The organism is Nonomuraea salmonea (assembly GCF_042428605.1).
Lineage (GTDB): Bacteria > Actinomycetota > Actinomycetes > Streptosporangiales > Streptosporangiaceae > Nonomuraea > Nonomuraea salmonea.
Genome location: NZ_JBHMCF010000034.1, coordinates 75651 through 92502, shown reverse-complemented (window position 1 = coordinate 92502; position 16852 = coordinate 75651). Strand labels below are relative to the sequence as shown.

General features: G+C 71.5%; 18 protein-coding genes, 2 tRNA genes and 2 pseudogenes. 9 read left to right on the top strand and 13 right to left on the bottom strand.

Annotated features, from left to right (window positions below; translation table 11 throughout):
* Positions 1 to 84 precede the first annotated feature (84 nt).
* Positions 85 to 1626, bottom strand: coding sequence for a fatty acid kinase ATP-binding subunit FakA (locus ACFFR3_RS28205; RefSeq protein ID WP_379484121.1), 1542 nt, complete (start codon positions 1624 to 1626; stop codon positions 85 to 87).
* A gap of 302 nt (positions 1627 to 1928) precedes the next feature.
* Between ACFFR3_RS28205 and rpmB the strand changes: the two genes are divergently transcribed.
* Complete coding sequence (rpmB, locus tag ACFFR3_RS28200; RefSeq protein WP_043618345.1) at positions 1929 to 2114, top strand: 50S ribosomal protein L28; 186 nt, start codon at positions 1929 to 1931, stop codon at positions 2112 to 2114.
* A gap of 304 nt (positions 2115 to 2418) precedes the next feature.
* On the opposite strand, the gene ACFFR3_RS28195 is transcribed toward rpmB, so the two are convergent.
* The gene (locus ACFFR3_RS28195; protein ID WP_379484120.1) at positions 2419 to 4104 is read right to left on the bottom strand and encodes a chromosomal replication initiator protein DnaA; all 1686 of its coding nucleotides are present in this window, start codon (positions 4102 to 4104) and stop codon (positions 2419 to 2421) included.
* Between the two features lie 267 nt (positions 4105 to 4371).
* Positions 4372 to 5349: a thiamine-phosphate kinase gene (locus ACFFR3_RS28190; RefSeq protein WP_364369716.1), complete on the bottom strand. Its 978-nt coding sequence runs from the start codon at positions 5347 to 5349 to the stop codon at positions 4372 to 4374.
* Positions 5350 to 5396: 47 nt separating this feature from the next.
* Between ACFFR3_RS28190 and ACFFR3_RS28185 the strand changes: the two genes are divergently transcribed.
* Both ACFFR3_RS28185 and ACFFR3_RS28180 read left to right on the top strand, forming a co-directional pair.
* Positions 5397 to 5630, top strand: a complete 234-nt coding sequence (locus tag ACFFR3_RS28185) for an Lrp/AsnC family transcriptional regulator (RefSeq protein ID WP_345389169.1) — start codon at positions 5397 to 5399, stop codon at positions 5628 to 5630.
* Between the two features lie 9 nt (positions 5631 to 5639).
* Positions 5640 to 6071 (top strand): DUF3515 family protein, encoded by a 432-nt coding sequence (locus ACFFR3_RS28180; protein WP_345389171.1) that lies wholly within the window; start codon positions 5640 to 5642, stop codon positions 6069 to 6071.
* Here the strand turns inward: ACFFR3_RS28180 and ACFFR3_RS28175 are convergent, their stop codons facing one another.
* Positions 6072 to 7166, bottom strand: coding sequence for a D-alanine--D-alanine ligase family protein (locus ACFFR3_RS28175; protein WP_364369712.1), 1095 nt, complete (start codon positions 7164 to 7166; stop codon positions 6072 to 6074). It abuts the gene before it with no gap.
* Between the two features lie 223 nt (positions 7167 to 7389).
* On the opposite strand from ACFFR3_RS28175, the pseudogene ACFFR3_RS28170 reads away from it, so the two are divergent.
* Both ACFFR3_RS28170 and ACFFR3_RS28165 read left to right on the top strand, forming a co-directional pair.
* Positions 7390 to 7446, top strand: a pseudogene (locus ACFFR3_RS28170) (helix-turn-helix domain-containing protein); the annotation flags it as partial.
* Between the two features lie 54 nt (positions 7447 to 7500).
* A pseudogene (locus ACFFR3_RS28165) lies at positions 7501 to 7836 on the top strand (zinc ribbon domain-containing protein); the annotation flags it as partial.
* Here ACFFR3_RS28165 and ACFFR3_RS28160 read toward each other — a convergent pair.
* On the bottom strand, positions 7733 to 8743 hold the full coding sequence (locus ACFFR3_RS28160; protein WP_345389175.1) for an NAD(P)H-dependent glycerol-3-phosphate dehydrogenase: 1011 nt from the start codon (positions 8741 to 8743) through the stop codon (positions 7733 to 7735). The pseudogene ACFFR3_RS28165 and the gene ACFFR3_RS28160 sit on opposite strands and share 104 nt — an antisense overlap.
* Positions 8744 to 8747: 4 nt before the next feature.
* Positions 8748 to 9458 (bottom strand): lysophospholipid acyltransferase family protein, encoded by a 711-nt coding sequence (locus ACFFR3_RS28155; RefSeq protein ID WP_379484119.1) that lies wholly within the window; start codon positions 9456 to 9458, stop codon positions 8748 to 8750.
* A 79-nt stretch (positions 9459 to 9537) separates the two neighbouring features.
* On the opposite strand from ACFFR3_RS28155, the gene cofC reads away from it, so the two are divergent.
* Together cofC and ACFFR3_RS28145 are read left to right on the top strand one after the other, a co-directional pair.
* A complete protein-coding gene (cofC, locus tag ACFFR3_RS28150; RefSeq protein WP_364369705.1) occupies positions 9538 to 10182 on the top strand; it encodes a 2-phospho-L-lactate guanylyltransferase in 645 nt (214 codons plus the stop codon).
* A 17-nt stretch (positions 10183 to 10199) separates the two neighbouring features.
* Complete coding sequence (locus tag ACFFR3_RS28145; RefSeq protein ID WP_345389181.1) at positions 10200 to 10415, top strand: hypothetical protein; 216 nt, start codon at positions 10200 to 10202, stop codon at positions 10413 to 10415.
* A gap of 57 nt (positions 10416 to 10472) precedes the next feature.
* Here the strand turns inward: ACFFR3_RS28145 and ACFFR3_RS28140 are convergent, their stop codons facing one another.
* The 4 genes from ACFFR3_RS28140 to leuC all read right to left on the bottom strand — a co-directional run bounded on the left by ACFFR3_RS28140 (position 10473) and on the right by leuC (position 13078).
* Positions 10473 to 10772: an HU family DNA-binding protein gene (locus tag ACFFR3_RS28140; RefSeq protein WP_355428372.1), complete on the bottom strand. Its 300-nt coding sequence runs from the start codon at positions 10770 to 10772 to the stop codon at positions 10473 to 10475.
* Positions 10773 to 10872: 100 nt separating this feature from the next.
* Positions 10873 to 11112 (bottom strand): SCO5555 family protein, encoded by a 240-nt coding sequence (locus ACFFR3_RS28135; RefSeq protein WP_364369702.1) that lies wholly within the window; start codon positions 11110 to 11112, stop codon positions 10873 to 10875.
* Positions 11091 to 11678 carry a 3-isopropylmalate dehydratase small subunit gene (gene leuD, locus ACFFR3_RS28130; protein WP_345409370.1) on the bottom strand — a complete coding sequence of 196 codons (588 nt, stop codon included), beginning with the start codon at positions 11676 to 11678 and terminating at the stop codon, positions 11091 to 11093. The genes ACFFR3_RS28135 and leuD overlap by 22 nt, the downstream gene beginning before the upstream one ends.
* Before the next feature lie 14 nt (positions 11679 to 11692).
* Complete coding sequence (leuC, locus tag ACFFR3_RS28125; protein WP_364369696.1) at positions 11693 to 13078, bottom strand: 3-isopropylmalate dehydratase large subunit; 1386 nt, start codon at positions 13076 to 13078, stop codon at positions 11693 to 11695.
* 62 nt (positions 13079 to 13140) lie between these two features.
* Here leuC and ACFFR3_RS28120 point away from each other — a divergent pair, with 62 nt between their 5' ends.
* Positions 13141 to 13857, top strand: coding sequence for an IclR family transcriptional regulator (locus tag ACFFR3_RS28120; RefSeq protein WP_355428362.1), 717 nt, complete (start codon positions 13141 to 13143; stop codon positions 13855 to 13857).
* A gap of 58 nt (positions 13858 to 13915) precedes the next feature.
* The gene (locus ACFFR3_RS28115; protein ID WP_345389183.1) at positions 13916 to 15628 is read left to right on the top strand and encodes a hypothetical protein; all 1713 of its coding nucleotides are present in this window, start codon (positions 13916 to 13918) and stop codon (positions 15626 to 15628) included.
* Positions 15629 to 15732: 104 nt separating this feature from the next.
* On the opposite strand, the gene ACFFR3_RS28110 is transcribed toward ACFFR3_RS28115, so the two are convergent.
* From ACFFR3_RS28110 to ACFFR3_RS28100, 3 genes are all read right to left on the bottom strand, one after another.
* Positions 15733 to 15805: transfer RNA gene (locus ACFFR3_RS28110), tRNA-Glu, on the bottom strand.
* 19 nt (positions 15806 to 15824) lie between these two features.
* Positions 15825 to 15900 (bottom strand) — tRNA-Glu (locus ACFFR3_RS28105).
* An 80-nt stretch (positions 15901 to 15980) separates the two neighbouring features.
* The gene (locus ACFFR3_RS28100; protein WP_379484118.1) at positions 15981 to 16562 is read right to left on the bottom strand and encodes a hypothetical protein; all 582 of its coding nucleotides are present in this window, start codon (positions 16560 to 16562) and stop codon (positions 15981 to 15983) included.
* Positions 16563 to 16852: the final 290 nt, after the last annotated feature.

Below are 16852 nucleotides of genomic sequence, written 5' to 3'. Positions count from 1 at the left end.
GCCGGGTATCACCCCACGCCGTCACGGCGGGGACCGCGCGAAGGGCACGCGATCACTCCATACCGTCGTGGCGGGGGCCGGGGGTCACTCCACGCCGATGAGGAGCGGGTAGCCGCCCTGCTCGCCGTCGTACACGACGAGGTCCACGTCGGGCCGTGTGCCCGCGACGTGCCGCTCCACCTCGGACGCCGCCTCCCCCGCGCCCTCGCCGGTGACCAGCGTGACCAGTTCGCCGCCGCCCGCCAGCATGCGGTCCACCACCGTGACCGCCACGCCGGCGACCGACTCGCCGATCACCGCCACGTCGCCGCCGATCAGGCCCAGGACGTCGCCGGGCCGGCACACCCCGGCGCTCGTGAACGCCTCCTTGTCCGCCACCGTCACGTGCCCGCTGCGGGTGTGCCCCGCGGCGTCGGTCATCGCCACCACGTCGTCGTCGAAGCGCCGCAGCGGATCGTGCACGGCCAGCGCGGCCAGCCCCTGCACGGTCGCCTCCGTGGGCAGCACGCTGACCGTCACGCCCTCCTCGCGGGCGATCTCGGCGGCAGCGGCGGCGACCGCGCGTACGCCGTCGTCGTTCGGCAGCACGGCGACCTCGTCACCGGCCTGCCGGATCGCGGCCAGCAGCGCGGGCAGGGCAGGGCAGGTGCCGGGCGCACGGCGTACGACGATCGCGCCGCACTCCTCGAACAGCGCCGCGATGCCGTCGCCCGCCGCGACCGCCACCACGCCGCTGCCGCTGCCGCCCTTGTGAGTGCGTTCGGCCAGGTACGTGATCCTGATCCGGTACGGCCGTCCCGCCCTGATCCCCGCCTCCACCGCGGGACCGGCTTCTGGGACGTGGACGTGCACGTTCCACAGCCCGTCGCCGCCCACCACGACCAGCGAGTCGCCCATGGCGTCGAGTTCTCCCCGCAGCGCGGCCACCGCCCGGTCGCCGGCGTCCAGCAGGTACATGACCTCGTAACCCGCGCCCGCCTCCGTCATCGGCGTCACCCGGGAGGTCGGCGCGGGCACCTCGTAGTGCTCGGCGGCGCCACCCGTGACCACCGTGGCCAGCGTCTCCAGCACGATCGCCGCCCCCGCGCCGCCCGCGTCCACCACGCCGCTGCGCGCCAGCACGTCGAGCTGCTCAGGCGTACGGCCGAGCGCCGCCCGCGCCTCGCCCGCCGCCTGCCGCGCCACTTCGGGCAGGTCGCCCTCCACCTCCTGGACGGCCCGCGCCGCCGACTCCAGCACGCTGAGCACCGTGCCCTCGACCGGCCTGGCCACCGCCTCCCTGGCGAGCACGGCCGCTCTGAGCAGCCCCGCCCGCAGGTCGGAGCCGTCCTTCAGCACCTCGGCGAGGCCGCGCAGCGCCTGGCTGACGATCACCCCCGAGTTGCCGCGCGCCCCCATCAGCGCGCCGTAGGAGAGGGTCTGCCACACGACGGCGGCGTCCACGTCCTCGGGCAGCGACTCGACGGCCTCGGCCGCCGACAGCATGGTGAGGTGGAGGTTGGTGCCGGTGTCGCCGTCGGCCACCGGGAAGACGTTGAGCGCGTCGATCTCCGTCCTGGCCTGGCCCAGCGCGTCGGCGGCCAGGCGGGCCCAGCGGCGTACGGCGGGCGGGTCGAGGATCTTCATCTGGTGCCTCCGGCTACGTCCCCCGACCTACTGCCCCGACGGCTCGGCCCCGATGACCGGCACCGATGGTCCGGCACCGATGACCGGCACCGATGGTCCGGCACCGGCCGAGCGAACCGCCTGGATGCGCTACGGTTGTGCGAGGAGAATATCGCCGCCCGGGATCCGGCCCAGATGCTCTGGTTCGCGCCCATCGGCGTGGATCGGATATTCTCTTCTGGCTGGCCGGTCGTCCCGGCATGCCCTCCGCCCGGAAAGCATCAGCGGACAGGGCTACATCGACTGTTTTAAGGAGCGATACCGTGGCTTCCGTCTGCGATGTCTGCCGCAAGGGCCCGACCTTCGGCAACAACGTTTCCCACTCCCACCGCCGCACCCGCCGTCGCTGGAACCCCAACATCCAGACGGTCCGCGCGGTCGTCGGCGGCACGCCGAAGAAGCTGAACGTGTGCACCTCGTGCATCAAGGCGGGCAAGGTCACCCGCTAGTTCATCTTTCGAAGGGCCCGCCTCCCGTTCAGGGAGCCGCGGGCCTTCGTCATGTCCGGCCCCTTTTCCCGGCGTGCCACCGGAAGAGCCCTCAGCGCCGCCTCCAAGAGCTGGAGGCGGCGTCGTCGGTTCAGGAACCCTCGTCGCCCGCACGCGCCGAGGAGAACGCCGCTCAGGGACGCGCGGACAGGTCCTGCCCCCGCGGAGAGGTCATCACAGCGATGGAGCCACCGGCCCACCAGGTGGTGAGATCGGTGGCTCCAGGACGCCGGGGCCCGCCCGGGGGCGGGTGGCTAGGCAGGGGTCAGCTGATGGCGCACTGGCCGGCGACCACGCCGCAGTTCTTGGCCTTGCTGCCGCGGCCGGTGGCGGTGAAGGAGACCTCGACCGAGTCGCCGGAGGCGAGCGTCGTGGAGACGTCGAGGATCAGCAGGTCGCCGTCCTGCGTCCACGTGGCGCCCTCCACCTTCACGACCTTGCCGTCCACCGGGACGGAGACCGTCGGGCTCCTGAGGGGCTGCACGGAGTCGTTGGAGAGGGTCAGGTTCGCCTGGTACGTGGTCAGCCGCTGCTTGATCGTCTGCCGGACGTTGAGCGCGCCGGTGTTCGTCAGCGGCGAGTCGATCCCCGAGTCGTTCGCCGGCGGGGTGGACTCGTCGGGGACGACCCCGGTGCCGGTGTCGGCGTCGTCCAGCGTGGACGGCTGCTCGCTCGGCGCCTCGGAGACGGTCTCCTCGGCCTCGGCCGAGGGGTCGGCGGCCGGCTCGTCCACCGGCTTCTCCTGCTTCTTCACCCTCGTCTTGGTGGGCGTCGGCGTGGGAGTGGCGGTGCGGCGCGGCGCTCCCACGTTGGAGGTGGCCGTCGGCGTCGGCCTGCTCGACGGCTCCTCGTCGGCCGCCGTCTCCTCCTCCACCGGCTCGTCCTCGGGCTCGGGCTCGCTCTCCTCGTCCACGGGTCCCGACCCGGCGGGCGCGGGCTTCTGGCTCGGAGCCTGTACGGCGGCGCAGGACGTACCCTCGCACTTGGCCGGGTCGCCGCTGGAGCTCATGAACTTGACGCCCGCCACCGTGCCGCCGAGCACGACGGCCACGGCCGCCACCGACAGCAGCGCCACGCGGCCCTTGCCGGCGCCGGACGGAGCCGCGGCGAGCACGTCGTCGTCACCGCCGCCACCGCCACCGCGGCCCTTGCGGCGTCCGCGGCGGGTGCGCGGCTCGTCGGCGTCGTCCGGCCAGCCCGAGCCGTTGTCGGGGCCGAGGAAGCCGGTCTCGGCGTTCGCCCACGCGGGGGCCAGCATGGCGGTCGGCTCGCCGGCCACCTTGACGTCGCCCGGCTCGGGCGGGACACCGGAGCCGGGGGGCGGGTCGAACCGCGCGGTACGGCTGTCGGGGGCGTCGTCGAAGGGCGAAGAGCCGAAGGGGTCGTGGGGATCGGCCGGCCCGTCGAAGGGACCGGGCTGATCGTTGAACGGCCCACGCTGGTCCCCTGGCCCGTCGAACGGGCCACGCTGCTCGGGCCCGTTGAAAGGCCCCTGAGGGCCTGCGGGAGCGTCGAACCGATCCCGCTCATCCTCGAACTGCATCCGCCGGCCGTCGAAGGGCTCACGCTGATCGTCGAAGGCGCCCGGGTGGTCGTCGAAGGACCCTCTCCGGCCCGCCGGCGGGTCGAAGAGCCCGCGCTGCTCAGCGGGCGGGTCGAACAGCGCGTCACCCTGCCCTGGGAACTGCTGCGTGCCCCCGGGACCGCCGAAGACGGCCGTCTGGTCGGGGGGCTGGTTCCACTCCTGCGGGCGGGCGAACGCCCCCGTCGTCTCGAACGGCCCTGCGTCATCCATGCCCGGGTCCAGGCCCGGGTCCATCCTGGGGTCACGCCTAGGCTGCTGCGGGTAGGCGCCCGCGGGGTCGTTGGTGGGCACGGCGAAGGCCCCGGTGGTCTCGAACGGCTCCGACTGCGGCGCGCGCGGAGGCGGCCCGTCGGCGCGCCTCGGCATCGGGGCCCACTGCCCCGTCACCTCGGGCTGGTCCGGGAGCGACGGCCAGCCCGGCGGCTCGGCCTGCTCGTCAGGACCCCAAAAAGCGCTGTGCCCCCGTTCGTCCCCGTCTTCGGATCCACCTGTGCCGTGGCGGCCCATGGCTGCCCTTTCTTCCCGGTTACAGTGGCCGCCAATCTTCATAACACCTTTGCTACACCGTTGTCACAGCAATCCCGCTAGTCATACCCCAAAACAGGAAAATTTCACGTAAATCGGGACATCTCATCACCGAAAGTGATCCCACCCGCGATGCCCGATCTCCCGCCCGCGCACCACCACGTCAGAACCCTCGGCCACCCGGCCCACGACCTGCCACGACTCCGGCAACGACACCTCGGCGGGGAACACCGCCGCCAGCGCGTGATCCTCGCCACCCGACAGCACCCACTCCAGCGGATCGGCCCCCAGCTCCTTGGCCGCCGCCGCCACCGGCTCCGCCGTGGTGAACACGGTGAAGGCCGCCGGATCGAGCTCGATCCGTACGCCACTGGCCCTGGCGACGTGCCCCAGATCCTGCAGCAGCCCGTCGCTGACGTCCAGCATGGCGCTCGCGCCCAGCTCGGCCGCCTCGGCCCCGCTCGCGTACGGCGGGCACGGCCGCCGATGCCCCGCCACGGCCGCCCGCAACCCGGGGGTGTCCACGGAGACGCCCGCCTCCAGCAGCGCCCACCCGGCGGCGGCGTGGCCGAGCCGCCCGGCCACCGCCACCACGTGCCCTGGCCTGGCCCCCGACCGCAGGACGGGAGCGCGCCCGCCGAGGTCGCCCAGCGCGGTCACCCCGAGGACGACCAGGTCGCAGCGGGTCACGTCGCCGCCCGCCACGCTCGCCCCCACGACCCCGCACTCGTCGGCGAACCCGGCGGTCAGCTCGTCGAGCCAGCTCACCGGCAGGTCGGCGGGCAGGCCCAGGCCGACCACGAGCGCGGTGGGACGGGCGCCCATGGCGGCCACGTCGGCGAGGTTCTGGGCGGCGGCCTTACGGCCCACGTCGTAGCCGCGCGACCAGTCGCGCCTGAAGTGGCGGCCCTCGATCAGCAGGTCCGTCGAGACCGCGACACGCCCGTCGGGGGCGCCGATGACGGCGGCGTCGTCACCCGGGCCGAGCATCACCGCGTCACCCTGGGGCAGTTGTGCGGTAATGCGATTTACCACACCGAATTCGCCGAGATCTCCGACTGTGATGACGCACCTCCTGACGCACACAGGGTACGGTGGCCCTTCGGCGTGATCCAATCGCCCGGGAGGACGTGATGGTGCAGGCCTACATCCTTATCCAGACCGAAGTCGGCAAGGCCGCCGCCGTGGCTCGCGAGATCTCCGGGATCCCGGGGGTCACCCGGGCCGAGGACGTGACGGGCCCCTACGACGTGATCGTGCGCGCGGAGGCCAACAACGTCGATGAGCTGGGCAAGCTCGTCGTCGCCCAGATTCAGGCGGTGGAGGGCATCACGCGTACGCTGACGTGTCCGATCGTCCATATCTGAGGTCCCTAGATGCGTGTCGCCGCCGTCCTGCTCGTTCTCCTGACACTCGCCGGCTGCGGCGGCGCCGTTCAGGTCGAGCCGCCGCGTCCTGAGGGCGAGGCGGCGACGGCCTGCGACCGGCTGGCCCCGCTGCTGCCCAAGACGCTCGACGGCGAGGAGCGCGGCACGTCCGAGCCCGCGTCCCCCTACGTCGCCGTCTGGGGCTCGGGCGTCATCGCGCTGCGCTGCGGCGTGCCGCGGCCGGTCAGGATGGCGCCGACCGACCAGCTGCAGGAGATCGAGGGCGTGGGCTGGTTCGCCGACCCCGAGAAGCCGGCGTTGTTCACCGCCGTGACCGGCACCGCGTACGTCGAGGTCACGGTCGGCGGCGAGCACGTGGCGGCCGAGGTGCTCGCCGACCTGTCGGGGCCGATCGCCCAGGCCACCACGCCCAGGGCCTGATCAGCGCAGTCCTGGCCTGCGCTGCAGGGCGAGCTGGACGAGCCGCTCGACCAGCTCAGGATAGGACAGCCCCGAGGCGGCCCAGAGCTGCGGCGCCACCGACAGCGAGGTGAACCCGGGCATGGTGTTGATCTCGTTGAAGATCAGCTTGCCGTCGGGGGTGTAGAAGAAGTCGACCCTCGCGAGCCCCTCGCAGTCGAGCGCCTCGAACGCCCGCACCGCCATCTCGCGCAGCTCCTCGGCCGTCTCCTGCGGGATGTCGGCGGGCACCGTGAGCGACATCTGGTCGGGGTAGTACTTCGCCGCGAAGTCGAAGAACTCCTGCCCGCCCTCGACCTTCACCTCGCCCGGCATCGACGCGGCGGCCCGCTCGTCGCCGGGCGACTGCAGCACCGCGCACTCGATCTCGCGGCCGACGATGGCCGCCTCGATGAGGACCTTGGGGTCGTGCTCCCTGGCCAGCTCGATGGCCGCGGCCAGCTCCGCGCGGTCGTCCGCCTTGGAGATGCCCTGGGACGAGCCCGCCCTCGCCGGCTTGACGAAGACCGGGTAGCCGAGCTCCTCGGCCTCCTTGAGCACGGTCTCGCGGTCGAGCCGCCAGTCGCGCTCGCGTACGACGACGTAGCGGCCGATCGGCAGCCCGGCCGCGGCCATGACGGTCTTCATGTGGGCCTTGTCCATGCCGACCGCGCTGGCCAGCACGCCGGAGCCGACGTAGCGGACGCCGGCCATCTCCAGCAGGCCCTGGATGGTGCCGTCCTCGGCGAACGGGCCGTGCATCACGGGGAAGACCACGTCGACGGTGCCGAGCTCGACGGGGATCGCGCCGGGGTCGTACGCCACGAGGCCGCCGCTCCCTGAGGGCAGCGCGAGCGCCGCGCCCGAGGTGTCGACGACCGGCAGCTCGCCGGATTCGATGGCGAACCGCTGGTCGGAAGCGGCCAGCACCCACCTGCCGTCCTGGGCGATCCCGATCGGGATCACCTCGTATTTGGTCCTGTCGATCGCCTCCAGCACACTGCCCGCCCCCATCAGGGAAACGGCGTGCTCGGAATTGCGACCTCCGAAAACGACGGCGACGCGTGGCTTGCTCATGGTGTCCGAATCTACCGGGGTGTCCCGGTCACAGCGAGCCGAGCACGCCGTATTCAGGTCATCAGATACCTCCGTGGCAACCCCCGCCTTCAGGCGGGGAAGGAATCGGACCCCTGCGGAGCAGGACAGGGACAGCCGGTTCGCCGTCAGGCGAACCGGCGTATCGAACACATGAGCGAGCTTTGGCTGATCGTTCGGTAGCATGTGAGGCGCGGCGCAGATCGTGAAGCGGGCCTACAAGTACCGCTTCCACCCGACCCTCGAGCAGGCCGGTGAGCTTGCCCGGACGTTCGGCTGCGTCCGCCTCGTCTACAACAAGGCACTCGAAGGCGGCATGCCGGAGTACAAGGCCGCATGGTACGGGCGAACCGTGGTGGCGGTCGACCGCTGGTTCCCCTCCTCCAAACTGTGCTCGCAGTGCGGGACCCTGCAGAAGAAGATGCCGCTGAACGTCCGGGAGTGGACTTGTGCCTGCGGCACGGTCCACGACCGGGACGTCAACGCGGCCAGGAACGTGTTCGCCGCCGGGCTGGCGGAGAGCATTGACGAGGGGGAGGATGTCAATCTCACAACCCGTACCGTTCAGGTTTCGGCGAGCGGGACATCAGCAGCATTCCAGCCTCGGCCGGCGACATGCCGTCGTGCACGACGCCGACGACGACCTCGGTGATCGGCATCTCCACGTCGTGCTTCCTCGCCAGCTCCAGCACGGACTCGCACGACTTGACGCCCTCGGCGGTCTGCCTGGTGGCGGCGACGACCTCATCCAGCGTCATGCCGCGGCCGAGGTTCTCGCCGAACGTGCGGTTGCGCGACAGCGGCGAGGTGCAGGTGGCGACCAGGTCGCCCATGCCGGCGAGCCCGGCGAAGGTGTGCGGGTCGGCGCCGAGCGCGGCCCCGAGCCGGGAGATCTCGGCCAGGCCGCGCGTGATGAGCATGGCGCTGACGTTGTCGCCCATGCCCATGCCGGCGGAGACGCCGACGGCGAGGGCGATGACGTTCTTCACCGCGCCGCCCAGCTCGACGCCCACGACGTCGGGGTTGGTGTAGGGGCGGAACCACGGCGGCAGGTGGCAGATCGCCTGCAGCCGCTCGGCCACGCTCTCGTCGGTGCAGGCCACCACGGTCGCGGCGGGCTGGCGGTGGGCGATCTCCATGGCCAGGTTGGGCCCTGAGACGACCGCCACCCGCTCGTCGGGCACCTCGGCGACCTCGCGGATCACCTCGCTCATCCGCTTGGTGGTGCCCAGCTCGACGCCCTTCATCAGGCTCACCAGCACGGCGTGCGGCGGGATGGACGGCTTCCAGGCCGCCAGGTTGGCCCGCAGCCGCTGGGACGGCACCGCGAGCACCACGAAGTCGGCCCCCGCGAGCGCCCGCCCGGGGTCGGTGGTGGCCCGCAGCGAGGGCGGGAGCGGCACGCCCGGCAGGTAGTCGGGGTTGACGTGGTCGCGGTCGATCGCGTCGACCAGCTCCTGCCTGCGGCCCCAGAGCATCACCTCGTTGCCCGCCTCGGCGAGGAGCATCGCGAACGTGGTGCCCCACGAACCCGTGCCGAACACGGCTGCCTTCGTCATGCGCTCACCGCCTGGTCGGATCGTAGGGGGTCTCCGGTGCCTGCTCGCCGCGCAGCTCGGCGAGCTGGGCGGTGACCGCGGCCATGATGTCGGCCGTGGCCTCGCGCAGCACGTCGGCGTGCATCGGCCCGCCCGCGTACTTCGACAGGTCGACCGGCGGGCCCACCGTCACGCGGAACGTCTTGCGGGGGAACAGCCTGGGCTTCTTAGCGCCGTACGGCAGCAGCTCGTGCGCCCCCCAGTGGGCCACGGGGATCACGGGGGCGCCGCTCTCCAGCGCCAGCCGGGCCGCGCCCGTCTTGCCGGTCATCGGCCACAAACCAGGGTCGCGGGTGCAGGTGCCCTCGGGGTAGAACAGGATCGCGCAGCCGTCGGCCAGCCGCTCCTCCGAGATGCGCAGCGACCTCGCGGCCTCGCTGCTGCCCCGCTCGACCGGGATGGCCCGCAGCGCGGCGACGGCGTGACCCAGGAACGGCACCTTGAACAATCCCGACTTGGCCAGGATGACCGGCCAGCGGCCGTGGTTGTACAGGAAGTGCGACAGCAGCACCGGGTCGGCCCACGACAGGTGATTTGCCGCGATGATCACGCCGCCCGTCCTCGGCATGCGATCGCCGTTACGCCAGTCTTTCTTGACCAAAAGCCAGGACAGCGGTTTCACCACGACGACTGCCAGGGTTTCCCAGAAACGCGATGGTCTCGTGGGGCGGCTCATGGTCTCCTCCAAGACGTACGGGATGCGCCCCAAGTCTCCCGGTTGGCCGCGTGGGATGTCGAGGCGCGATGCTTACCCTATGAGCATCCGCTGGTCCCTGGTCATTCCGGTGAAGACGCTGGTCGCGGCGAAGACCCGGCTGGCGGCCGCGACGGGGCCGCACCGTACGCGGCTGGCCGTGGCCGTGGCCTGCGACACCGTGGCCGCCGCGCTGTCCTGCCCGCCCGTCGCCCGGGTCATCGTGGTGACGGCCGATCCCGCCGCCGCCGGGCCGCTCGCCGCGCTGGGCGCCGACGTGGTGCACGACCCCGATCGGGGGCTGAACACGGCGCTGCGCACGGGCGCCGCCCACGCCGTACGCGTCGCGCCCGATGACGCGGTGGGCGCCCTGCAGGCCGACCTGCCCGCGCTGCGTCCCGCCGAGCTGGCGGTGGCGCTGGGGGCGGCGGCCGAGTTCGACCAGGCGTTCGTGCCCGACGCGCTCGACGTCGGCACCACCTTCTACGGGGTGCGCCCAGGCCGGCCCTTCACGCCGCGGTTCGGCGGCGAGTCGCGGGCCAAGCACCTGGCCGGCGGCGCCAAGGAGCTGTGCGTGCCCGGCATCGACTCGGTCAGACGCGACGTGGACACCCCCGACGACCTGCGCGCGGCGATCGAGCTCGGCCTGGGCAGGCACACGGCGGCGGTGGTGGCCGAGCTGTGGCCGGTTGATCGGGAAGGGTGAACGCTTAAGCTGGTGGCGTGCAGGCGACCGTACGCAGTTTCGACGAGGCCACCCGTTCCGGCACGGTCTTCCTCGACGACGGTGCCGTGCTCCCCTTCGGCGCCGCCGCCTTCGACGCGGGCCCGCTGCGGCTGCTCCGCTCAGGCCAGCGGGTCAATCTCGGCATGAGCGGCGGCGAGATCGGCTACATCACGCTGTCCACGTTCCCGGTGCCCGACGCCTACAAGCCCTGATCCGGACACGCGGACGCCCGGGCCGAGATGGCCCGGGCGTTCGGCGGTCCGCTGTGTTTACTTCTTCTTGCCGATTTTCTTGCCGCCCTCGTTCACCAGTTCTTTGAAATCAGAACCGGGACGGAACTTGGGCGCCCAGCTCTCGGCCACGTTGATTTCCGCGCCGGTGGACGGATTGCGCGCCGTGCGGGCGGGCTTGTTCACCATCTCGAACGCGCCGAAGCCCGTGATCGAGACCTTGTCGCCGCCGGCCACGGCCTTCTGAATGGCGTCGATGACCGCGTTGACGGCCTCCGTGGCCGTCTTCCTGTCGCCCACCCGATCCGCGATGGCCTCGACGAGTTCTCGCTTGTTCATGAAAGTCCTGCTCCCCCAGTTACGGCTCGGGGCTCCAGCTCACGAGTTCGACGTAGAAACCCCTTACGGGCTCTGAAAGTAGGCGGGATCGCCGATGAACTCAATCACCTAGCGGGTTTTCTTCACTACGTGGCGTGTCGAAAGCCTCGTCAAGGGCCCGGAGAAACGCCCCGAGGCGCAGCGCCGCTCTTTCCCTGTCGTGCTTCGCCAGGTCGCAGATCGCGAGATAGCGGCGCCCGAGGCGTTCCCTGCGGTCGGCGGGCAGCATGCGGACGCGGCGGTGCGCCTCGCGCAACCGCCGCGCCAGTTCGTCGTCTTCTAGACGGTCGTCGGCAGCCATGGCTGCCGACCATTCTCGTACGCCGCCACTTCGCCCTCGTGACGCAGGGTCAGCCCGATGTCGTCGAGCCCCTCCATCAGCCGCCAGCGGGTGTAGTCGTCGATCTCGAACGGGACGGCCTCGCCGGCCCAGCGGACCTGGCGTTCGACCAGGTCGACGGTCACTTCGAGCGTGGGCTCCGCCTCGACGGCGGCCTGCAGCTCCTCGACCTTCTCGCCCGGCAGGACGACGGGGAGCAGGCCCATCTTGGTGGAGTTGTTGCGGAAGATGTCGCCGAAGCGGGCGGCGATCACGGCGCGGAACCCGTACTGCTGCAGCGCCCAGACGGCGTGCTCGCGGGAGGAGCCGGTGCCGAAGTCGGGGCCGGAGACCAGGATCGAGCCGCCCTCGTAGGAGGGGTCGTTGAGCACGAACGTCGGGTCCTCGCGCCAGGCGGCGAACAGGCCCTTCTCGAAGCCGGTGCGGCTGACCTGCTTGAGCCAGACGGCCGGGATGATCTGGTCGGTGTCGACGTTGCTGCGGCGCAGCGGCACCGCCGTACCGGTGTGGGTGGTGAAGGCTTCCATCGAACGTGTCTCCCTTACAGGTCGGCGGGGGCGGTGAGGCGGCCGGTGACGGCGGTCGCGGCGGCGACCTGCGGCGACACCAGGTGGGTGCGGCCACCCTTGCCCTGGCGGCCCTCGAAGTTGCGGTTGGAGGTGGAGGCGCTGCGCTCGCCCGGCTTGAGCGTGTCGGGGTTCATGCCGAGGCACATCGAGCAGCCGGCCTCGCGCCACTCGGCGCCCGCGGCCTTGAACACCTCGTGCAGGCCCTCCTCCTCGGCCTGCTTCTTGACCATCATCGAGCCGGGCACGATGAGCGTGCGGGTCTTGACCTGGCGGCCGCGCAGGATCTCGGCGGCCGAGCGGAGGTCCTCGATGCGGCCGTTGGTGCACGAGCCGACGAACACGGTGTCGACCTCGATCTCGCGCAGCGGCGTGCCGGCGGTCAGCCCCATGTACTCCAGCGCCCGCTCGGCGGCCGAGCGCGCCACCGGGTCGTCGAAGCTCTCCGGCGCGGGCACGGACTCGCCCAGCGGCAGGCCCTGGCCCGGGTTGGTGCCCCACGTGACGTAGGGGGTCAGCGTGGCGGCGTCGATCTCCACGACCTTGTCGAAGACGGCGTCGTCGTCGGTGCGCAGCGACTTCCAGTATGCGACCGCCTGGTCCCACGCCTCGCCCTTCGGCGCGTGGGGGCGGCCTTTCAGGTACGCGAACGTGGTCTCGTCGGGGGCGATCATGCCGGCCCGCGCGCCCGCCTCGATCGACATGTTGCAGATCGTCATGCGGCCCTCCATGGAGAGCTTGCGCACGGCCTCGCCGCGGTATTCGACGATGTAGCCCTGGCCGCCGCCGGTGCCGATCTTGGCGATGATGGCCAGGATCAGGTCCTTGGCGGTGACGCCGGCCGGCAGCTCGCCGCTGACCTCGATGGCCATCGTCTTCGGGCGGTAGGCGGGCAGCGTCTGCGTGGCCAGCACGTGCTCGACCTCGGAGGTGCCGATGCCGAACGCGATGCCGCCGAACGCGCCGTGCGTGGAGGTGTGGGAGTCGCCACACACGATGGTCATGCCGGGCTGGGTGAGACCGAACTGCGGGCCGATGATGTGCACCACGCCCTGCCCGGCGTCGCCCATCGGATGCAGGCGGATGCCGAACTCGGCGGCGTTCTTGCGCAGCGTCTCGACCTGGGTCTTGGAGACCGGGTCGGCGATGGGGCCGAGCACGGTCGGCACGTTGTGGTCCTCGGTGGCGATGGTGAGATCGGGCCGCCGCACCTTGCGGCCGGCGAGCCTGAGCCCGTCGAACGCCTGCGGGCTGGTCACCTCGTGGATGAGGTGCAGGTCGATATAGAGCAGGTCCGGTTCGCCCTCCGCGCGACGGACTACGTGTTGCTCCCAGACCTTCTCGGCCAGTGTGCGGCCCATGATCTCCTCCTTGAGAATCATCCGACTTGCTTTCTCATATGTCGAGACTGCAGTATCGGTGTATGGACAACTCTAGCGGAGTCGGAGTACTCGACAAGGCGGTTCTTGTACTCAATGCCCTCGAAGCGGGACCCGCTTCCCTGGCCCAGCTCGTCCAGGCCACCGGCCTGGCCCGCCCCACCGCCCACCGGCTGGCGGTCGCCCTTGAGCACCACCGCATCGTGAGCCGCGACACACAGGGCCGTTTCGTCCTCGGCCCCAGGCTGTCGGAGTTGTCCACCGCCGCCGGCGAGGACCGGCTGCTGGCGGTCGCCGCGCCCGTTTTGATGCACCTTCGTGACCTGACAGGGGAGAGCGCGCAGCTTTATCGCCGCCAGGGCGACGAACGCGTGTGCGTGGCCGCCGCCGAGCGCGCCAGCGGCCTGCGCGACACCGTGCCCGTGGGGTCCGCGCTGCCCATGACGGCAGGCTCCGCAGCGCAGATTCTGCTGGCCTGGGAGGAGCCCGACCGGCTGCACAGGGGGCTGCGCGGGGCCAAGTTCACCGCCGCCACGCTGGCCTCCGTACGCCGCCGTGGGTGGGCCCACAGCGTCGGCGAGCGCGAGCAGGGGGTGGCCAGCGTCTCGGCTCCCATAAGGGGCAGCGGCGGCAAGGTGATCGCGGCGGTGTCGGTCTCCGGCCCCATCGAGCGCCTCACGAGAGCGCCTGGACGGCTCCACGCGGTGCCGGTCATGGCCGCCGCCGAGCGGATCACCGAGGCCATGCGCCGGACATCATGATCAGCGAAAGGCGTTATTTCGGGAGCCGACAGCCTCGCGGGCACACTAGCCTGAGTGCGTGACAGATCGCATCGAGGTAGCCGCCACTGAGCTGCGACCCCTGCTCGAAGAGTTCATCATGTGGGCGCGTGCGAACGCCCCCGGGAGCGACCCCGAGCTCGTGGGGCCCGCCGCGCTGTGGCACCGTCTCGCCTTCTCGCAGGACCTCGGCACGTGGAAGCGCGCCGACCTGCGTAACCTGCTGCTCGACCGCATGCCGAAGGTCGTGGAGGATCCCGACGCCGCCGCCGACGGGATGCTCCCGGCCGTCGACGCCTACCTGACCTTCCTCGACAGCACCGGCCGGCTGGGCAAGGGCTCCGACTCCCTCGCCGATCTGCAGGCCGAGCTCGACGACGTCGAGGACGAGTTCGTCGACCTGATGGAAGAGCTGCTCGACGAGAGCGAGGGCGAGGAGGACGACGACGACGCCGGCGACCTCGGCGACTTCGAGCCGTTCGCCGATGAGTTGTCCGAGCTCGACACGGTCAGGCTGCGTCCCGACTCCGAGCTGGCCGCCGCCGCCCGCCAGGCGCCCCTGGTCGCCAAGGCCCGCGATCTGGCCGTGTGGGTGGGCACAGGGCGCAAGGTGGGCGAGGAGACCTTGCTCACGGACGCGGAGGTCGAGGAGGCGCTGGAGGCCGTCGGGCTGCCCAGGCCCGAGACCGAAGGGCCCGTCTCCGAGGCCGTGCCCCAGCTGTGGAACGTCTGGAACCTCGCCGTCGACCTCGAGTTCCTCGAGCCGGGCGAGGGCGGCACCGTCACCGTCCAGGACGACACCGCCGAGTGGCCCTTCGACGACGACGAGGACGTGCTCGACGCGTGGATGCTCGGCCTCCACTCCGTCGACTACGGCGACCCGGAGCTCGACGACGACGACCTCACCATGGCGCTGGCCGGCCTGACCAGGGGCGTGCTCGTCCGGCTGCTGCTGGCCGGCGGCTCGCGCGAGGTCGACGGGCTCGCCCGCGAGCTGGGCGAGGCCGCCGCCGACCTCGACGAGCTGGGCGGCGACGCCTGGGAGGCGGCCGGCGACGACCCGCTGGCGTCCTCCATCGAGTGGCTGACCGGCTACGGCATGGTCGAGCGCGACGGCGACGTGCTGCGTCTCACCCCGCTCGGCACCGAAGGCGTCGTCCACCTCATCGACGACGCCGACATCGAGGTCGACGCCCGCCCGGCCATCGACTCCATGAGCGCCCACGAGCTGCTCGCGCTCAGCGCCGAGCTGCCCGAGGAGGAGGCCGACGCCGAGTTCGCGGCCTGGATGCGGCTGCGCGAGCCCGCCAAGGCCGCCGAGGAGCTGCTGGCCGCCGCGGCCGAGGACGACAGCGACGCGCTCATCAGGGTGCAGGCCGCGAGCGTGGTCGGCACGCTGGGCGAGGCCGCCGTGCCGGCCTGGCAGGCGGCGCTCGACCACCCCTCGCTGCGCCCCTACGCGGCCACCCACCTCAGCCAGCTGGAGGTCGAGGACGCGCCGGAGCCGACGCCCGACGACACCCACTGGCTCATCCTCGACATGTGGACGATCTCGGCCGGTCTCGGCCGCTCCGAGTTCGTCAGCAGCCTGCGCGACATCGGGCCCGACATGGTCAACGACCTGCTCGAGGTGATCTGGAAGATCCCGCACGCGCACGTGGAGGAGCTGCTCGACCTGATCTCCCAGGTGCACCCCGACAAACAGGTGGCCAAGGCCGCGCGGCGCGCGCTCTTCAAGGCCCGCTCGAAGTAGGTTCCGGACCGGGTGCCGCCGCGAGGCGGCACCCGGTTCTTCTTCTCGCGTACGGAAAACACAAAAGCTCCGGGCTTTGAGCACCGGAGCTGATGTTGCAGACGTAGTCCCGACCGGATTCGAACCGGCGCTACCGCCTTGAGAGGGCGGCGTCCTGGGCCACTAGACGACGGGACCTTCGCGGGCTTGTGACAAGTGGTAGTCCCGACCGGATTCGAACCGGCGCTACCGCCTTGAGAGGGCGGCGTCCTGGGCCACTAGACGACGGGACCCTGTCCACAAGCTGCTGTGCCGGGGGCTTCCCCGGCGACGCAGGTAACTCTACCGCACCTGGAAGACCACACCAAACCGCTTAAGGGCCCATCAGATCGGGCCTGTAGCGCCGGACCCAGTCCCCCATCGGGCCGCGCTGCCACACCGGGTCGAACTCGCCCAGCGGGATCGTCACCTCCGGCCTGCCCGTCGCCGGGTCCACCGGGACGCGCGCCAGGCGGTCCCGCATCCAGGCGGGGATGCGCGGCGGCACCGCGCGCTCGCCCCAGCCGATGAGCCCGACCGAGCGCAGCGCCTGCACCCTGGCCCTCGCTCCCCCCGGCCGTCCCATCCTGCGGGGGTTGGCGAGCTGGGTGTCCACGACGTCGATGCGGGTGACGTCGCGCCAGCGCAGCCACACCCTGAACCCCATCCGGTCGACCAGCTCGACGCCCTCGGGCGAGAAGCGGGCCACGGTGCCCTGGGTGAGACGGCGATGCTTGACGGCCAGGACGCCCACCAGCACGCCGGTCGCGATTGCGCCGATCAGGACGCCCAGCGGGGTGCTGCTGGTGAGGATCGCGCCCAGGAGGAGCAGGACGAAGAAGAAGAGGATGAGCGGGGCGATGAACGGAGCGAGGAAACGCGGGAAACCCCCCGCGCGGGGTCGAAACTCAACCATAAGACGCCCGACCCTACCGAACCGCCACCGCATGATCACAACCTGCAACCAACCCCCATCCGGCGACCCCGCCGTAGTTCACCAACCGTCCCTCCGAGAGGGGGGTGGACGACCGCCCGGCGCAAGGCCGCCAGCGGGCGTGGATCACGGACCGCACCCCATCCGAAGCGGGCAGGCGACCGCCCGGCGCAAGGCCGTCGGCGGACGTGGATCACGGACCGCACCCCATCCGAAGCGGGCAGGCGACCGCCCGGCGAGAGGTTGGAGCTTGGGCATCGGTGGGCGTGGTT

Coding starts and splice junctions, on each gene's coding strand:
- ACFFR3_RS28205 (WP_379484121.1), bottom strand. CDS start 1,626: ATGAAGATCCTCGACCCGCCCGCCGTACGCCGCTGGGCCCGCCTGGCC.
- ACFFR3_RS28195 (WP_379484120.1), bottom strand. CDS start 4,104: ATGCCGAGGCGCGCCGACGGGCCGCCTCCGCGCGCGCCGCAGTCGGAG.
- ACFFR3_RS28185 (WP_345389169.1), top strand. CDS start 5,397: ATGGTGCAGGCCTACATCCTTATCCAGACCGAAGTCGGCAAGGCCGCC.
- ACFFR3_RS28180 (WP_345389171.1), top strand. CDS start 5,640: ATGCGTGTCGCCGCCGTCCTGCTCGTTCTCCTGACACTCGCCGGCTGC.
- ACFFR3_RS28175 (WP_364369712.1), bottom strand. CDS start 7,166: ATGAGCAAGCCACGCGTCGCCGTCGTTTTCGGAGGTCGCAATTCCGAG.
- ACFFR3_RS28160 (WP_345389175.1), bottom strand. CDS start 8,743: ATGACGAAGGCAGCCGTGTTCGGCACGGGTTCGTGGGGCACCACGTTC.
- ACFFR3_RS28155 (WP_379484119.1), bottom strand. CDS start 9,458: ATGAGCCGCCCCACGAGACCATCGCGTTTCTGGGAAACCCTGGCAGTC.
- cofC (WP_364369705.1), top strand. CDS start 9,538: ATGAGCATCCGCTGGTCCCTGGTCATTCCGGTGAAGACGCTGGTCGCG.
- ACFFR3_RS28140 (WP_355428372.1), bottom strand. CDS start 10,772: ATGAACAAGCGAGAACTCGTCGAGGCCATCGCGGATCGGGTGGGCGAC.
- ACFFR3_RS28135 (WP_364369702.1), bottom strand. CDS start 11,112: ATGGCTGCCGACGACCGTCTAGAAGACGACGAACTGGCGCGGCGGTTG.
- leuD (WP_345409370.1), bottom strand. CDS start 11,678: ATGGAAGCCTTCACCACCCACACCGGTACGGCGGTGCCGCTGCGCCGC.
- leuC (WP_364369696.1), bottom strand. CDS start 13,078: ATGGGCCGCACACTGGCCGAGAAGGTCTGGGAGCAACACGTAGTCCGT.
- ACFFR3_RS28120 (WP_355428362.1), top strand. CDS start 13,141: ATGGACAACTCTAGCGGAGTCGGAGTACTCGACAAGGCGGTTCTTGTA.
- ACFFR3_RS28100 (WP_379484118.1), bottom strand. CDS start 16,562: ATGGTTGAGTTTCGACCCCGCGCGGGGGGTTTCCCGCGTTTCCTCGCT.